Below are 17,458 nucleotides of genomic sequence, written 5' to 3'. Positions count from 1 at the left end.
GATTGTATTCACTTTTTCAGCAGCATCGCTAATACACTCACTGAATAATGAAAGAGGCAGGAAGGATGGTTTGTAACCTATGACTGAAATGATATCCGCCACCATATTGCTGTTATTGATTATGGATCCGCTGGGCAACCTGCCAATCTTTATGTCGGTGCTCAAGCACCTTGAACCCAAGCGCCGCCGCGCGGTGTTGATGCGCGAAATGCTGATTGCTTTGGCGCTGATGCTGCTGTTTCTGTTTGCCGGGGAGCGCATTCTGACGTTCCTTAACCTGCGCACCGAAACGGTGTCGATTTCCGGCGGGATTATTCTGTTTTTGATCGCCATACGCATGATTTTCCCGTCGGGGGAAACCAGCACCAGCGGCCTGCCCGCCGGGGAAGAACCGTTCCTGGTCCCGCTGGCCATCCCGCTGGTGGCCGGTCCGTCGTTGCTGGCGACGCTGATGCTGTTATCACATCAGTATCCTCAGCAAATGACGCATCTGGTGCTGGCGCTGCTGTTTGCCTGGGGACTGACGGTGGTGATACTGCTGCTGTCGGGGCTGTTTTTACGCCTGCTGGGGGACAAAGGCGTAAGCGCGCTGGAGCGGCTCATGGGGCTGATTTTGATTATGCTGGCCACGCAGATGTTTCTGGACGGCATTCGCGCCTACCTCAAACTGTAAGCGCAAAACGGGCGGCCCACCGGCCGCCCGTTGTCTTTACGACGCGCGTTTTTTCTCCACGGCTTTGCCCGACCAGTAGCCCGCCAGCAGCGAGCCCGACAGATTGTGCCAAACAGAAAACAGCGCGCCCGGCAGCGCCGCCAGCGGCGAGAAGTAGAGTTTCCCCAGCGTCGCCGCGAGGCCCGAGTTCTGCATGCCCACTTCCAGGGCTAAGGTGCGGCAAGTGGACTCGTCAAAGCCAAACAGCTTGCCGCCCCAGTAGCCTCCCAGCAAACCAATAGCGTTATGCAGAATCACCGCCGCAATCACCATCAGGCCGACCGAACCGATAAAGCCCTGGCTGCCCGCCACCACCGCGCTGATAATCAGCAAAATGCAGACCATGGAAAACGCGGGCAGATACGGTTCCACGCGGCGCACCACGCGCGGCATGCTGTGGTGAATGATCAGCCCCAACCCAATGGGGATCACCACAATTTTGATGATACTCAGCAGCATCCCCACCACATCCACCTGGATATGGGTATCCACGTAAAAGCGCGTAAGCAGCGGCGTAGCAAACACCCCCACCAGCGCAGACACCGACGAAATGGTCACGGAGAGCGCTACGTCGCCCTTTGCCAGATAAATCATGACGTTGGAGGCCGTGCCGCTGGCCACGCTGCCCACCAGAATCATACCGGCTGCCAAATCGGGCGGCATCTGAAATAACTTAGCCAGTGCCCAAGCGGCTAGCGGCATGACCAGATAGTGCAAAAAGGTGCCTGCAATCACCGGTGCCGGACGCACCAGCACCCGTTTAAAATCATCAATATTCAGCGTGACGCCCATACCAAACATAATCAGCATCAGTAGCCAGGTCACCCATGGCCCAATCGCGAGGAAGGTCGCCGGCGAAAAATAGGCGGCGAGTGAGAGCAGCACGGCCCAAAGCGGGAATAAGCGGGTGAGAGTGGCGAGCATGAACGTGTCCTTAGCGTTATCGGAAGGTGTGAGTACGGCTTCATCGCGTGCGGAGAACCACCGGCGCAGCCAAGCAGGCGATCATAACATTTGATTATCATGAGAAACGCGCAGGCGGCTAAATGCCACGCCTCTGCTGAGGATGGACCGGCAGATGCGGACATCATGCTGTGATTTACGGTAAATGCCCTCAGGGTGAGCGAGCGCCAATAAAAAAGCCGGACAATGTCCGGCTTCTAACAGGCAGGTAAACGGCTCAGGAACCGAAAAGATTCAGGTGCAGCGCCCGCACTACCGCTTCCGCATCCGCCGTCGGCACCAGGAAACAAAGATTGTAGCTGCTGGCCCCGTAGCAAATCATGCGCAGATTAAACGGCTCCAGCGCGCCAAACACCTCTTTACCCACGCCGCAGGCTTTCGACAGATTGTTGCCAATGATCGCCACCAGCGCGAGGTTCTCTTCCACTTCGACGCGGCACAGTGACGACAGCTCGGTGAGCAGCGCCTGCGTCAGCAAACTGTCGCCGGTGTTGGTGGAGCCGGTAGTATCCAGCGTCAGCGCCACGCTCACTTCCGACGTGGTCACCAGATCCACCGAAAGATTGTGGCGTGCAAGAATGGCAAACACTTCCGCCAGGAAGCCGGTCGCGTGCAGCATGTTAAGGCTATGCAGCGTCAGCAGAGTCTGCTTGCGGCGCAGTGCCAGCGCGCGAAACAGCGGTGGATCGCGGGTTTCGTTGCACACGCGCGTGCCGCCCGCGGCTGGATCCTTGCTCGACCCAACGAACACCGGAATGTCGCTGCGTACCGCAGGCAGCAGCGTAGCGGGATGCAGCACTTTAGCGCCAAAAATCGCCATCTCTGCCGCTTCTTCGAAGGTGATTTCTTCAATGCGCTTTGCCGTGGGCACCACGCGAGGATCGGTAGTATAAATGCCGGCTACGTCGGTCCAGATATCGACACGCGCCGCCTGCAGCGCCTCGCCCAATAGCGCAGCGGTATAATCGCTGCCGCCGCGGCCCAGCGTGGTGGTGCGCCCTTTGCTCTCGCTACCAATAAAGCCCTGCGTGACCACCAGCGTCTCGCCAACGCGTGGCGCAAGCTGCGCGTCACACTGCGCCTGCAGCGTGGCGACATCTGGCTCAGCACGGCCATAACGGTCGCTGGTGCGCATCACTTTGCGCACGTCAAACCACTCGGCGTTCACCTGGCGTTCGCGCAGGATCTCCACAAACAGCAGCGTGGACATCAGCTCACCGTGACTGACCAGCTCGTCTGTTAGCGCAGGCGATGTCGCCAGTGCCGCCGCTTCAGCCAGCATCAGGATGTTTTCCAGCATGCGATCAATCTCCTGACGGATCACATCAGCTGACTGTAAACGATCGATAATGGCGTATTGAATGGTGCGAATGTCGTCCAGCAGGTGCGCACGCTGCTCTAGCTCCCGGCCTTCCGCCAGAGAAACCAGCATATTCGTTACGCCTGCAGACGCGGACAGCACAACCAGCCGCGTATTGGCATCGGACAGCACGACATCCGCGCTGCGGTTCATGGCCTCAAAATCGGCAACGCTGGTGCCACCAAATTTCGCCACGATCAAGGATTGGGTCATGTAACAAACCTCGTGTCAGGTTATCTCCTCCCGTTAATGGAAGAGAAGATCGGGTAACAGCCTTGGCACAAGAGAAGAGCAGAATTGGACAGACAAGATCAGGAGATGAGTCACCAAAAGCACTTCACCTTGCGAAACGTCCGACTGCGGACGTTTCTGGTGACAACCCAGAGGATTCAGCCCCTGCAGCCGACAGTACAACACTCCGCGTGTTACACCACCTCGGCGTCGCACCCCCTGATGTGTTGTCTACGGATACGGATCCTCGAACACACTGCCTGGGCGACGCGCCTCTTCTGGCTTGCACCCGGAGGTGCAAGTCGCGCGGACAAAATACTGATTAATTGTTTCGCTGTCCAGCCTTGTGGCAGAGGGGGTTACGCATTTTTACACTTGGGCTCAGGCAGCATGAAGCGCGGGGCATGTTACCGCTGCGTTTGGCTGGCGCAAGGCTGCGCTCACAGGCGCGTTTTTCTGATGCAGCGCAGGGAACCGCCCACGCGTTTCAGGCAGAATCCACGCCGGATTAACCTGAAACCGTGCGGCCGCGGTCACAAATTTTTTCCTTTCGCTGACAACTGTGGTCATACTGAAATTCGCCTTAAGGCGGCGAAAGCTGAGAAGCCAAACGCGTGGATTAACAGGTCAGGCACGCAGGACGCGCCTGGCTGCATGACGGTTCCCCTATCAACAAGAGTGTTGCCATGAAAAATATCAATCCGACACAAACCGCAGCCTGGAAAGCGCTGCAGCAGCATTTTGAACAGATGAAATCGGTACAAATTGCCGATTTATTTGCGCAGGATGCCGATCGTTTTGCGAAATTCTCTGCCACCTTTGACGACCAGATGCTGGTGGATTTCTCAAAAAACCGCATCACCGAGGAAACCCTGACGGCATTACAGGCGCTGGCTAAAGAGACCGATCTGGCGGGCGCGATCGCATCCATGTTCTCCGGCGAGAAAATTAACCGCACCGAAGATCGCGCCGTGCTGCACGTGGCGCTGCGCAACCGCAGCAATACACCGATTCTGGTGGATGGCAAAGATGTGATGCCTGACGTGAATGCCGTGCTGGCAAAGATGAAGAGTTTCTCTGAGCGCATCATTAGCGGTGAGTGGAAAGGCTATACCGGCAAAGCGATCACTGATGTGGTTAACATCGGTATTGGCGGATCTGACCTCGGTCCCTTTATGGTGACTGAAGCGCTGCGTCCGTACAAAAATCACCTCAACATGCACTTTGTCTCCAACGTGGACGGCACGCACATTGCCGAAACGCTGAAAGACCTGAGTCCAGAAACCACGCTGTTCCTGGTGGCGTCAAAAACCTTTACCACGCAGGAGACCATGACCAACGCCCATAGCGCGCGCAGCTGGTTCCTGAAAACGGCCGGCGATCAGCAGCACGTGGCGAAGCACTTCGCGGCGCTCTCCACCAATGCCAAAGCCGTCGGCGAGTTTGGTATTGATACCAACAACATGTTCGAATTTTGGGACTGGGTAGGCGGACGCTACTCGCTGTGGTCCGCTATCGGCCTGTCAATTGTGCTCTCTATTGGCTTCGACAATTTTGAGCAGCTGCTGAGTGGCGCGCACGCCATGGACCAGCACTTCGCTACCACGCCTGCAGAGCAGAACCTGCCGGTGCTGCTGGCATTGATCGGCATCTGGTACAACAACTTCTTTGGGGCGGAAACCGAAGCCATTCTGCCTTACGACCAGTACATGCACCGTTTCGCCGCTTACTTCCAGCAGGGCAATATGGAATCCAACGGCAAGTATGTCGACCGCGCGGGCAATCCGGTGGATTACCAGACCGGCCCCATCATTTGGGGTGAGCCAGGCACCAACGGTCAACACGCGTTCTACCAGCTGATTCATCAGGGTACCAAGCTGGTTCCCTGCGATTTTATCGCGCCGGCACAAACGCATAACGCGCTGGCGGATCACCACCAGAAGCTGCTGTCGAACTTTTTCGCCCAGACCGAGGCGCTGGCGTTTGGTAAATCTCGCGAAACCGTCGAGCAGGAGTTTGCCGACGCGGGCAAATCTGCCGAATCGGTGGCGCACATCGTGCCGTTCAAAGTGTTTGAGGGGAATCGCCCCACCAACTCCATTCTGCTGCGTGAGATCACCCCCTACAGCCTGGGTGCACTGATCGCGCTTTACGAGCACAAAATCTTTACCCAAGGCGCGATCCTGAACATCTTCACCTTCGATCAGTGGGGCGTGGAGTTGGGCAAACAGCTGGCGAATCGTATTTTGCCCGAGCTGGAAAATGACGCGGAGATTTCCAGTCACGATGCATCAACCAACGGCTTAATTAATCGTTATAAAGCCTGGCGTTAAGCTTCGAATGGCGATAACTAAGGCGGCCACACGGTCGCCTTATTTTTTGCCACGCGGTCGACGCTGTCATTCAATTGCCACACTAACACTAGAAAAGTCTTAAAATAGCCTAAGGAATATCTGATCCTGCATGCAATATGTCCCGCAGCCTGGACAAATAATTGGCCCTGTTTATCAGGGAATAATTAACTATCGCTATGATAAGACGTCATTTTGTAATTTTAGTAAAATGCGTAAATTCTGAATCTTATTATTTCGCGCCAATAATAGTTGGAAAAGTGAATAATTCTGTTGCCTCTCGCGGAACCATACCGTTATGCCACTTGAGCGCAAAAACCTCGGTAAAAAAAGCAGCTATCGCCAATATGGCGCCATTATCGTCACAATATGTATAAATTTTGCCACCCTTTTTCTCGCGCTCAACTCTGATAATTTATTGCCCTATACTGAACGCGCCTTCGGGCTGTCCTTTATATCGACATGCGGCAGAGAATAACGTCCGGGGCGTATCCGGCCATTTCTCATAGCCGCTGCGCGAATATGGCGGGCATCATCCTTCATTCATTTTTTAATCGATGCAGGAAACGCAGTGATGAAAAAACTGATGGTTGCCGGTGCAACTTTACTTTACGTTGCCGTCTCTTCTGCGGCGTTTGCCGCGCCAGAAGAAGCCGGTGCCGCAGCCGGTGCGCAGGCGGGAACATTCGCCACGGGCGCGTCCACCGCGGTCGGTATCGGCGCACTCGGTGCGTTGGTAGGGGTCGGAATCGCCGCGGCTGGCGGCGGTGACGGCGCAAACACCGGTACAACAACAACCACCACGACGAGTACGACTCGTTGATGCAACACCTTTAAACATAACCACACAGCCGTGTGGTTATTTTTTGTTTTATTTGCCTCACACAGGGATTACATCGTGCGCAGACGCTCACTCCTTCTTCTGTGCCTGTTACTACAGGCCTGCACGCAAACGCAAAAAGGACTCGAACAGACGCTAATGCTGGCTGTCGAGGGCCCTTCGGACGTTACGGTCACTGACCAACAGGTGGCCAGCCTGCCTTATGCCAGCCAATATGTGCGCATCAATGACGGTCCGCGCATCTTTGTGGTACTGGGTTATAACGAACAGGGCCAGCAGAAATGGATCACCCAGGATAAAGCCATGCTGGTGATGCAGCATGGGCGGCTGGTGAAAACCTTAGGGCTTGGCAGCAATCTGGATGCCGTGAGTAACCTGCAGGCCGATCCGCTGGCGCAGCCGCTGCGGCTGCAAGACGGCGCGCGCTGGACGCGCGTGGTGCAGTGGCACGAGCAAGGTAAAGTCCGCGCGGCAACGGCGGTGTCCACCTTCACGCGCGGCAGCGATACGGTGCTGGATATCGCGGGCGAACGCATTGCCTGCCGCGTCTGGCATGAGACCGTGTCGATGCCCGGCCCGGACGTCACGTGGCAAAACACCTTCTGGATCGATAACCGTGACGGCACCCTCTGGCAAGCGCAGCAGATGCTGGCCGCAGACCAGTTTCCCATTGCAACCACCCTTCTGAAGCCAGCGAAATCATGAAAAAAATTCCTCAACGGCTTGCCGCCGCGCTGCTGCTTGCGGCGGGCCCGGCGCTGGCTGATGCGCAGATCACCGTACACCGTGCACAAGGCCAACCCACCATCCAACTCGGTCCGATGCAAAACCTTAGCCAGCTCGTCACCGATCCTGCTCTACAAAGTGAGTGGCCCGCCACCGCGATCGCTGAACGGGGTGCCACCGCCGTGGCTCAGCGGCAACAGCAGCAGCTGCTGCACGATTTACGCGCATGGCAAGCAGACAGCAGTGCGGATCTGGCCGCCACGCTGGGCGCCGTGATCCACCAGCTCAGCGCGGTACAGGTCATTGGCCGCCAGTTTACGTCGCTGGATCCTGACGTGGTGCGCCTACGCCCCGAGGCCAACCGTACGCTGTCCGGCCAGTACGACCTCTATCTCGTCGCCGCGCCAGAGACCGTGACCGTGGCAGGCGCGCTCACCGCACCGGGCAAAATGCGCTGGGAGCCGGGCAAAACCGTGCGGGCGTATCTGGCTGACCATACGCCGCTTGCGGGTGCTGACCGGAATATCGCCACGGTGATCTCGCCGGACGGGCAGCTGCATGAAGCGCCGATTGCCTACTGGAATCAGCGCCACGTTGAAGTCGATCCAGGCAGCCTGATCTGGCTTGGCCTTGGCGCCGGGGTACTGCCTTGGGGCAAGGCAGATTTCAATGCACGCATGCTTTCTGTTCTGACTCACCGGATCCCAGACTGATGAAAAAACACCTCTTAATCAGCTTCATCGCGGCTTCGGTCTCGGCGGCGTGTCAGGTACATGCTGAAACCTGGCCTGAGCCTATCGGCCCTTCACAAACGGATTTTGGCGGCGTGGGCCTGCTGCAAACGCCCACGGCGCGCATGGCAAAAGAAGGCGAATTCAGCCTGAATGCACGCGATAACCGACAATATCGCTATTACTCTGCGTCGCTGCAGCTGTTTCCCTGGCTGGAAACCACGGTGCGCTATACCGACGTGCGTACTCGCCGCTACAGCGCGGTGGAAGGGTTTAGCGGCAATCAAAGTTACAAAGACAAAGCGTTCGATCTCAAGCTGCGCCTGTGGCAAGAGGGCTTCTGGCTGCCTGAAGTGGCGGTGGGATCGCGCGATCTTGGCGGCACCGGCCTGTTTGACAGTGAATATCTGGTGGCCAGTAAAGCGTGGGGACCGTTTGATTTCACGCTGGGCCTCGGCTGGGGCTATCTGGGCAACAGCGGCACGGTGAAAAACCCCTTCTGCTCCGCCAATGACAGCTTCTGCCATCGCACCGGCAACGGTGAGCCGGGGGCGATCAACGGCTCGCAGATGTTCCACGGCCCCGCAGCCCTGTTTGGCGGCGTCGAATACCAAACGCCGTGGCAGCCACTACGCCTAAAGCTGGAATACGAAGGGAACAACTATCAGGATGATTTCGCCGGTCGCCTTGAGCAGCGCAGCAAGGTCAACGTGGGCGCTATCTACCGTCTGACCAACTGGGCAGACTTCAACGTCAGCTATGAGCGCGGCAATACCTTTATGTTTGGCGTCACGGTGCGCACTAACTTCAACGACTTGCGCCAGTCGCATATTGACGAGGCGCCCCCCGCTTACCAGCCGCAACCGCAGGACGAGCTGCTGGAGCCCACGGTGGTGGCCAGTCAACTGAGCGCGCTGAAATATAATGCCGGACTGGATGGCCCGCGCATTCAAACCAAAGGCAGCACGCTGTACGTGAGCGGTGAACAGAGCAAATATCGCGATACGCGCGAAGGCGTGGATCGCGCCAACCGCATCATCATGAACAACCTGCCGGCGGGTATTCAAACCCTGGATGTCACGGAAACACGCTACGGTATGCCGCAGGTCACAACGCGCACGGACGTAGCCAGCCTGCATCAATCGCTGGTGGGCTATCCGCTGGGGCACGAGCAGCCGCTGCAGCAAACGCGCGTTGCACCCACAGAGCCGGTGAACAGCGAGCAGGGCTTCTTTATTCGTCCAGATCGGCTGAACTACAGCCTGGCACCGGTGTTGAATCAGTCGGTAGGCGGGCCAGAAAACTTCTACATGTACCAGATTGGCGTGATGGGTAACGTCGATTATTGGCTCACCGATCACCTGCTGGTCGGCGGCAGTGTGTTTGCCAACGTGGCCAATAACTATAACAAGTTCAACTACAACGGCGCCCCATCCGACTCTACCCTGCCGCGCGTGCGTACCCACATTCGCGACTACGTGCAGAATAACGTCTACGTGAATGACTTACAGGCGAACTACCTGCGCTATTTAGGCGGCGATGTCTACGGTCAAGTGTACGGCGGTTATCTGGAGACCATGTACGGCGGCGTCGGCGGCGAAGTGCTTTACCGCCCTATCGACAGCAATTGGGCGGTGGGCCTTGATGCCAATTACGTGAAGCAGCGTGACTGGGACAACATGATGCAGTTCACCGACTACAGCGCGCCCACCGGCCATTTGACCGGCTACTGGCGACCGTGGTTCAGCCAGGATGTGTTGGTAAAGGCAAGCGTGGGGCAGTATCTGGCGAAGGACAAGGGCGTCACGCTGGATGTGTCCAAGCGCTTTGACAGCGGCGTCATGGTGGGCTTCTACGCCACGAAAACCAACGTCTCGGCCAAAGATTACGGCGAGGGTGACTTCACCAAAGGGTTCTACATTTCCATCCCAATGGATCTGTTTACGGTGACGCCAACGCGCGGTCGCGCCATGGTGAACTGGGTGCCGCTGACGCGTGATGGCGGACAGATGCTGGGCCGCAAATATCAGCTGTATGACCTCACGTCCGATCGCGACGCACGCTTTAACTAACCTTTTAGGCGGCCGTCAGGCCGCCTTTTTTCACTGCCGTTTCACCCATACGCCTGCCCTGTTTACGCGTGACCTCAAGAAGGCGCAGACCGCCTCTACGCGCCGCATTATCGTCCGCCATGACCCTGTTCACGCCGTTACCGGCACAGAACGGTGAGCCTGCGAAGCGTGCGCGGGTTAACGCCAGGCAACACAGATCCGACCAGTGAAGCAGCGTTTGCATTCATCCCGTTAAAAACGAAAATGGTTTCCAGTATTAATGCCCTCAGGAGAGATCATGGCCACCCCCGTACCCGCTAAACGCGGCAAGAAACCGCGCGCCACGCCGGCCGCCGCGCCTGCCGCCGCCGGTGGTCAAGTTCAGTCGCTGACGCGCGGCTTGCGCCTGCTTGAGCTGATTGCCGAGTCGCAAGGCAGCGTGGCGCTGACCGAGCTGGCCCAGCAGGCTGGTCTGCCCAATTCCACCACGCACCGCCTGCTGGCCACCTTGCAGCAGCAGGGATTCGTTCAGCAAACGGGCGAGCTGGGTTTCTGGACCATGGGCGCGCACGCCTTTGTGGTCGGCAGCAGCTTTTTACAGAGCCGTAATTTGCTGGCTATCGTTCATCCGATCCTGCGGGAATTGATGATGGACGCCGGCGAGACGGTAAATCTGGCGGTGCTGGATCTCAGTGATTATCAGGCGGTGATCATCGATCAAGTACAGTGTACGCAGCTTATGCGTATGTCGGCCCCCATCGGCGGCAAGCTGCCGATGCACGCCTCGGGCGCGGGCAAAGCGTTTCTCGCCCATCTCAGCGACACGCAAATCACCGCCCTGCTGCATCAGAAAGGGTTGCACTGCTACACGCCAAAAACGCTGATGTCGCCGCACAGCCTTAAGGACAACCTGGCGCTGATCCGTAAAATCGGCTATTCGCACGACGATGAAGAGCACGCGCTCGGCTTGCGCTGCGTGGCCGCGCCCATCTACGACGAGCACGGCGAGCCCTTCGCGGCCATCTCCATCTCCGGCCCGCTGGCGCGCATGACCGACGACCGCATTACCGAACTGGGCGCGCTGGTGATTCGGGCGGCGCGGCGCGTCACCCAAGCGTATTCTGGACGCTAAGCGGCCACCGTGGCGTAGCGCACGCAGAAACGCTGCGTCGTGCGCCACGCCATGACCTCTTCGATATGCCCGGCGCGAATACGCGCCTGTACCGCGCGCCACCAGCCAGCCTCAAACAGCTGTGGATGCAGCGCCTGAAGCAGCTTGCCGCTGGTCGGTTCGCTGCATAAGGCGTAGCGGAACGTTTCGGGAAACACGTCGTCCGGGCCTACGCTGTACCACGGCTCAGCCTGCAATTCCTGCTCTTCATAGCGCACAGGCGGCACGTCGCGGAACACCAGCTCGGTCATCGGGCGGATTTCGTCATAGTCGTAAAACACCACCCGCCCGTGCCGCGTCATGCCAAAGTTTTTAAACAGCATGTCGCCAGGAAAAATATTCGCCGCCGCCAGCTGGCAAATGGCATCGCCGTATTCAGCAATGGCATGTTGCCGCTGGTCTGGCGTCGCCGCGGTTAACCACAAATTAAGCGGCTGCATGCGGCGTTCCAGCCATAAGTGGCGAATGATCACCACGTCATCGCGCACGTCGATTTTTTGCGGAATATCGCGCATAAACTCCGCCAGCAGCAACGGCGGAATGCGATGGCGCGGCAGCGCAAAATGCTCAAACTCTTGCGTATCGGCCATGCGTCCCACGCGATCGTGCTCTTTGACCAGGCGGTAGCAGTCGCGCACCTGCGCTTCCGTGACCTCTTTTTGCGGGGCAAAGCGGTCTTTAATCACTTTAAAAACCCGATCAAACCCCGGCAGCGTAAACACCAGCATCACCATGCCGCGCACGCCGGGTGCCAGCGTAAACGCTTCGTCGCTGTGCGCCAGATAGTGCAGGTATTCGCGGTAGCATTCGGTTTTGCCGTGCTTCTGGCAGCCAATCGCCATGTAGCGTTCGGCCGTGGTTTTGCCGGGCAGAATCGGTTGCAGCCAGGCGACCAGCGCGGCGGGGACCGGCGCGTATACCATGAAATAGGCGCGCGCAAAGCCAAACACTATGCTGGCGTCGTTGCTGTCAGTCAGGCAGGTATCGATCCACAGGCGGCCACTGTCGTCGCGCTGAATCGGCAGCAGAAAGGGCACCATTTCCTCGCGTAACTGCAAGCGAGCCACGACCCACGCGGTTTTATTGCGATAAAACAGTTCGCTGGCGACGTCGAGCGTGGCGTGTTGCAGCTGCGCCGGGCTGAACTGCTCCTGCAAATGACGCACAATCCAGCCAATGTCTCGCGCCCTGTCCTGCCACGGCAGGCGCAGCGGCAGATCGCTGAGTACATGGTGCAGTACCTGATGCCACCCTTGCTGCGCGCAGTAGCCGCGCGACAGCGGGCGCAGCGCCTGCGGTACCGACGTTGCAGGCTGCGACGAAAAGATAAATAGCCGCTCAGGGTGCAGATGGCTATGCCCTTGTAAGCGGCAGAACACAGAATTGAAGAAACTTTCGGCGATTTCCGGGCGCGGATACTCCGGCAGCAGCGTTTCATAATGGTGTTTGACCCGCAGCCAAAATGCGCCGTCCCACTGCGCCACATCATTGAGAATACGCAGCTGATGCGCCACCAGGCCGACGTGGTGATCGTAAAGATGGATGCGCGCCTTCATGGCGTGCTGGACGGCCTGCCACTCCGCCTGTTCAAAGCGCTGCTGCGCCCCGGCGGTGATATCAAGAAACCGGCCATACTGGGCGTCAAATCCCTGCAAAATGGTATGGGCAATCAGCAATTCTCGCGGTGACATCGGCGTTCTCCTGTGCGGACGGCCCTTCCCTGGGCCGGAAAACGGCTCAGAACTGCGCGGCTTCGGTTGAGCCTTTCATGGCGGTAACAGAGGACTCCCCGCCCTGGATGACGTGGGTGATGCGATCGAAATAGCCGGTGCCCACTTCTTGCTGATGGGACGAGAAGGTGTAGCCCCGCGCGCGCGCCTCGAACTCCGGCTGCTGCACTTTCTCAACGTAATGACGCATCCCTTCGCCCTGCGCGTAGGCATGCGCGAGGTCAAACATGTTGAACCACATGCTGTGGATGCCGGCCAGCGTAATGAATTGGAAACGGTAGCCCATGTCGCTGAGTGCCTGCTGAAAGTGTGCAATGGTGCGATCGTCGAGATTTTTCTTCCAGTTAAAGGAGGGCGAACAGTTGTAGGCCAGCAGCTTGCCGGGATAGCGCGCGTGGATCGCGTCGGCAAAGCGCTGCGCCATCTGCAAATCTGGCGTTGAGGTTTCGCACCACAGCACGTCGGCATAAGGGGCGTAGGCCAGTCCGCGACTGATCGCCTGTTCGATGCCTGCGCGGGTGCGAAAGAAGCCTTCCGCCGTGCGCTCGCCGGTAATGAACGGCGCATCGCGCGGGTCGCAGTCGGCGGTAATGAGATCGGCCGCGTCGGCATCGGTGCGCGCCAGCAGGACGGTGGGCACATTCATCACGTCCGCTGCCAGACGCGCCGCAACCAGCTTCTGAATCGCTTCCTGCGTCGGCACCAGCACTTTGCCGCCCATATGGCCGCATTTCTTCACCGCCGCCAGCTGATCTTCAAAGTGGACGGCTCCCGCGCCGGCCTCAATCATCGCCTTCATTAGCTCATAGGCATTGAGTACGCCCCCAAAGCCCGCTTCGGCATCGGCTACTATCGGCAAGAAGTAGTCGATGTAGCCTGCATCCTCGGGCGACAGGCCACTGGCCCACTGAATCTGATCGGCGCGCTGAAAGCTCTGGTTGATGCGCTGCACCACCTCAGGCACCGAGTTAACCGGGTAGAGAGACTGATCGGGGTACATCTGCCCGGCCAGGTTCGCATCTGCCGCCACCTGCCAGCCTGAGAGATAAATGGCTTCAATGCCCGCTTTGGCCTGCTGTACCGCCTGACCGCCGGTTAATGCGCCAAGGCTGTTGATGTAGCCTTTACGGGCGCTGCCGTTAAGCAGCGCCCACAGTTTGGTCGCGCCCCGCTCAGCCAGCGTGCAGACCGGATTCACCGAACCGCGTAAATTCACCACGTCTTCCGCGCTATAGGGACGAGTAATTCCCTGCCAGCGTGCGGTATTCCAGCTTGATTGCAGTTGTGCGATCTGTTGCATACGATTCATAGCGCTATCTCCAGGGTCAGGGCAGCAGGCGGTAGCCCGGCAGCGTGAGGAAAGAAACCAAGGTGTCGTCAGTGGTGATCTCAGCCATCAGTGCCGCCGCGTCCGCGTAGCGGCCCTGTGCGTAACGTGTCTCGCCCACGCTGTGGCGCAGTGACGCCAGTTCGTCGGCCAGGTACTGCTCAAACAGCGCCGCAGTGACCAGTTGGCCGTCGCTAAGGATTTGCTTGTGATGTATCCACTGCCAGATTGAGGCACGGGCAATTTCCGCCGTGGCGGCATCTTCCATTAAGCCTTCGATGGGTACGCAGCCGTTGCCACTGATCCAGGCTTCCAGATAGTGAAGCGCAACGCGGATATTGGCGCGCATGCCGTCTGCGGTACGCGGACCGCGACAGGGTCGCAGCAGGCGCTCGGCGCTGATGGGCGCATCCTGCTCACGCCTTACCACGAGCTGGTTGGGCTGCGTACCGAGCGCGTCGGTGAATACTGCCATCGCCACATCCGCAAGGCCGGGATGGGCGACCCATGTGCCGTCGTGGCCGTTGGCCGCTTCGCGCGCTTTATCTTCCTGCACTTTTTGCAGCACCCATGCGTTACGCTCGGGGTCTTTGTGCGGGATGAGCGCCGACATGCCGCCCATCGCCAACGCGCCGCGGCGATGGCAGGTTTTGATCAGTAATCGTGAATAAGCGTCGAGAAAAGGCTGATCCATTCCGATGTGTTGACGATCCGGCAGAATACGATCGCCGTGCTGCGCCAGCGTTTTGATATAGCTGAAGATATAGTCCCAGCGCCCACAATTGAGCCCGACAGCGTGATCGCGCAACGCCCACAGGATCTCGTCCATCTGAAAGACCGCTGGCAGGGTTTCGATCAATACCGTGGCTTTGATGGTGCCCCGCGGCAGATCGAGGCGATCCTCGCTGAAACGGAAGATCTCGCGCCACCATGCCGCTTCATTGGCATGTTCGGTTTTAGGCAGATAAAACCACGGACCATGCCCTTTTGCTAACAGCGCCTCCGCGTTGTGAAACACATAAAGCGCGAAATCAAACAGCCCCGCCGGAATCGCGCTATCGCGCCACTCTACGTGCTTCTCCTCAAGATGCAGCCCGCGCACGCGGCACATCAGCAGCGCAGGATTCGATTTCAGCTGATAAATCTTGCCGCTCTCGCTGGTGAACTGCAGAGTGCCGTTGACGGCTTCGCGCAGCGTGAGCTGTCCGTCAATCAGCTTTTGCCACGTGGGCGCAAGGGAATCCTCAAAGTCCGCCATGAAGACGTTGACGTTGGCGTTGAGGGCGTTGATCACCATTTTGCGGTCCGGTGGGCCAGTGATCTCTACGCGGCGATCCTGCAACAGAATCGGCAGCGGACGGACTTGCCAATCACTTTCCCGAATGGAAACAGTTTCTGGATCGAAGTCCGGAAGCATGCCGCGATCATAAGCGTTTTGACGCTGTTGCCGTGCCTTAAGTAGCCGCTCGCGTTCAGGGGCGAAGCGCGCGACCAGCGCGTGGAGAAAATCTATGCATGCGGGTGTAAACAGCTGCTTTTCCGCGTGGGTAAAGCGCTGCGTGAAGGTAAGCGTATTACTGATTACAGAATCTGTCATAGCGGCTGCCTCCTGATCTGATCCGACGCTGACGCAGCGGATCGCGGTGTCGGGTGTTTTTTAACCTACAGGATCAGAGCATAAGCATTTTTATTTTAATTTCAAAAACTATTTCCATTTTTATTGAATAACAAAACAAAACCACTGTTTTTCCTGTAATTTAAACTCTCGAATTAAAGGCAAATACTTCCATAGTTGTGTGGAGGCCATAAAAAAAACCGCGACAGTGAGTGACTGTCGCGGCGGCATTGGGGCGAGCGAATAGGTGTAACTTACTCGAGCGTGGGATTCATATGGCGCAGATCGAACGGCGTAATCTGGTAAACGTAGTAGTTGAGCCAGTTGGAAAACAGTAAATTACCGTGACTGCGCCAGGTGGCGCGTGGTGACTGTGTCGGATCGTTGTGTGGAAAATAGTTAAAGGGCACGTCAGGGCTGAGGCCAGCCTCAGCGTCACGGTGATATTCACCTGCCAGCGTAAGCGCGTCGTATTCAGGGTGGCCGGTAACAAACGCCAGGCGCTTGTCTTTGCTGGCCATCAAATAGGCGCCGGTACTTTCTGATTCTGCAAACAGCTCTAAATCGGTGTAATCGCGGATAAGCTGGCTGGGAAAATCAGCATAGCGCGAGTGCGGCGCAAGGAAGTTGTCATCAAACCCGCGCGTCAGCAGCGCATGCGGATGTAAGATCTGATGCTCATAGACGCCGGAAAGTTTGGTCTGCCGCGTTTGCTTCGGGATGCCGTACAGAATATTCAGTGCAGCTTGTACCGCCCAACACACAAACAGCGTGGAGGTGACGTGTTCTTTGGCCCAATGCAAGACACGGTGGATTTGGGGCCAATAAGCCACATCGTTGAAATCCACTAATCCCAGCGGTGCACCTGTGACAATCAGGCCGTCAAAGTTGTCGTGTGCGATATCATCGAAATTGCAGTAGAAGTTATTCAGGTGCTCGCTGGGCGTGTTGCGCGATTCCCGGCTATCAATGCGCAGGAGCTGAACATCGATTTGCAGCGGGGAGTTAGAGAGCAGGCGCAGAAACTGGTTTTCAGTCTCGATCTTTTTCGGCATCAGGTTGAGGATCAGGACTTTTAGCGGACGGATCTCCTGCACACGCGCGCGCGATGACGTCATGACAAAGACATTTTCATCGCGCAAGATATTCACTGCCGGTAATTCGTCGGGAACCCTGATTGGCATAGCCTACTCACCTCTTACTGATAACCGTATAAACGTTTAGACATCCAGATGCCCGAGATTAGCCTGGTAGGCTCATAATGTCGATACTTCATGCGTTTTATGAAAATGTTTCAGCATTGGGTGGGAAAGGAAGCGGGGTGAGATAGCGAGTTAATCAAAGGTGCAGTCAACCGAGCGGGCGCGGTGGCGTACGAATCCCTGGCGAGCAGCCGACGTTTGAGCCAACGCGCCGAGTTTGCTCGCGTTTGCACAACGAGAAAGATCGCCCAGCAGCGACAGCGGGGGCGGAAAGGTGGCCTGCGTAAGTTGGGTAAACGGGCGCTTTCTTCAGTCTCTTTTTCTGCAGACGTAAAAAAGCCCTGAACGGTCGTTCAGGGCTCTTCTGTTTGATGCCTGGCAGTTCCCTACTCTCGCATGGGGAGACCCCACACTACCATCGGCGCTACGGCGTTTCACTTCTGAGTT

At 57.6% G+C, this 17,458-nt stretch carries 14 protein-coding genes and 1 riboswitch; of the genes, 7 read left to right on the top strand and 7 right to left on the bottom strand.

Features of this window, described 5'->3' with window-relative positions; all coding sequences use genetic code 11:
• The first annotated feature begins 79 nt into the window (after positions 1–79).
• Positions 80–673, top strand: coding sequence for a YhgN family NAAT transporter (locus LU196_RS08890; RefSeq protein WP_232758936.1), 594 nt, complete (start codon positions 80–82; stop codon positions 671–673).
• A 36-nt stretch (positions 674–709) separates the two neighbouring features.
• On the opposite strand, the gene panS is transcribed toward LU196_RS08890, so the two are convergent.
• A complete protein-coding gene (gene panS, locus LU196_RS08885; RefSeq protein ID WP_232758935.1) occupies positions 710–1,636 on the bottom strand; it encodes a ketopantoate/pantoate/pantothenate transporter PanS in 927 nt (308 codons plus the stop codon).
• A 256-nt stretch (positions 1,637–1,892) separates the two neighbouring features.
• Positions 1,893–3,248, bottom strand: coding sequence for a lysine-sensitive aspartokinase 3 (lysC, locus tag LU196_RS08880; protein ID WP_232758934.1), 1,356 nt, complete (start codon positions 3,246–3,248; stop codon positions 1,893–1,895).
• Between the two features lie 109 nt (positions 3,249–3,357).
• A riboswitch (Lysine riboswitch) is annotated at positions 3,358–3,552 on the bottom strand.
• 400 nt (positions 3,553–3,952) lie between these two features.
• Between lysC and pgi the strand changes: the two genes are divergently transcribed.
• The 5 genes from pgi to LU196_RS08855 all read left to right on the top strand — a co-directional run bounded on the left by pgi (position 3,953) and on the right by LU196_RS08855 (position 9,987).
• A complete protein-coding gene (gene pgi / locus LU196_RS08875) occupies positions 3,953–5,599 on the top strand; it encodes a glucose-6-phosphate isomerase (protein WP_232758933.1) in 1,647 nt (548 codons plus the stop codon).
• 592 nt (positions 5,600–6,191) lie between these two features.
• The gene (gene yjbE / locus LU196_RS08870; RefSeq protein WP_232758932.1) at positions 6,192–6,440 is read left to right on the top strand and encodes an exopolysaccharide production protein YjbE; all 249 of its coding nucleotides are present in this window, start codon (positions 6,192–6,194) and stop codon (positions 6,438–6,440) included.
• 75 nt (positions 6,441–6,515) lie between these two features.
• Positions 6,516–7,163 (top strand): YjbF family lipoprotein, encoded by a 648-nt coding sequence (locus tag LU196_RS08865; protein ID WP_232758931.1) that lies wholly within the window; start codon positions 6,516–6,518, stop codon positions 7,161–7,163.
• Positions 7,160–7,897 carry a capsule biosynthesis GfcC D2 domain-containing protein gene (locus LU196_RS08860; RefSeq protein WP_232758930.1) on the top strand — a complete coding sequence of 246 codons (738 nt, stop codon included), beginning with the start codon at positions 7,160–7,162 and terminating at the stop codon, positions 7,895–7,897. The genes LU196_RS08865 and LU196_RS08860 overlap by 4 nt, the downstream gene beginning before the upstream one ends.
• A complete protein-coding gene (locus LU196_RS08855; RefSeq protein WP_232758929.1) occupies positions 7,897–9,987 on the top strand; it encodes a YjbH domain-containing protein in 2,091 nt (696 codons plus the stop codon). Before LU196_RS08860 ends, LU196_RS08855 begins: the two co-directional genes overlap by 1 nt.
• Positions 9,988–9,991: 4 nt before the next feature.
• Here the strand turns inward: LU196_RS08855 and LU196_RS08850 are convergent, their stop codons facing one another.
• On the bottom strand, positions 9,992–10,210 hold the full coding sequence (locus LU196_RS08850) for a hypothetical protein (protein WP_232758928.1): 219 nt from the start codon (positions 10,208–10,210) through the stop codon (positions 9,992–9,994).
• A 54-nt stretch (positions 10,211–10,264) separates the two neighbouring features.
• Here LU196_RS08850 and iclR point away from each other — a divergent pair, with 54 nt between their 5' ends.
• The gene (gene iclR, locus LU196_RS08845; RefSeq protein ID WP_232758927.1) at positions 10,265–11,098 is read left to right on the top strand and encodes a glyoxylate bypass operon transcriptional repressor IclR; all 834 of its coding nucleotides are present in this window, start codon (positions 10,265–10,267) and stop codon (positions 11,096–11,098) included.
• Here the strand turns inward: iclR and aceK are convergent.
• From aceK to metA, 4 genes are all read right to left on the bottom strand, one after another.
• Positions 11,095–12,828 (bottom strand): bifunctional isocitrate dehydrogenase kinase/phosphatase, encoded by a 1,734-nt coding sequence (gene aceK / locus LU196_RS08840; RefSeq protein WP_232758926.1) that lies wholly within the window; start codon positions 12,826–12,828, stop codon positions 11,095–11,097. The genes iclR and aceK overlap by 4 nt on opposite strands.
• A 46-nt stretch (positions 12,829–12,874) precedes the next feature.
• Positions 12,875–14,176: an isocitrate lyase gene (gene aceA, locus LU196_RS08835; protein ID WP_232758925.1), complete on the bottom strand. Its 1,302-nt coding sequence runs from the start codon at positions 14,174–14,176 to the stop codon at positions 12,875–12,877.
• A 16-nt stretch (positions 14,177–14,192) separates the two neighbouring features.
• Entirely contained in the window at positions 14,193–15,791 is a 1,599-nt protein-coding gene (gene aceB / locus LU196_RS08830; protein ID WP_232758923.1) for a malate synthase A, read from the bottom strand.
• 272 nt (positions 15,792–16,063) lie between these two features.
• Complete coding sequence (gene metA, locus LU196_RS08825; RefSeq protein ID WP_232758921.1) at positions 16,064–16,993, bottom strand: homoserine O-succinyltransferase; 930 nt, start codon at positions 16,991–16,993, stop codon at positions 16,064–16,066.
• Positions 16,994–17,458 lie beyond the last annotated feature (465 nt).

It is taken from the genome of Pantoea sp. Mb-10, from assembly GCF_021272205.1.
In the GTDB taxonomy this organism is placed as follows: domain Bacteria; phylum Pseudomonadota; class Gammaproteobacteria; order Enterobacterales; family Enterobacteriaceae; genus Pantoea.
This window is presented reverse-complemented; position numbering and strand designations above follow the sequence as displayed.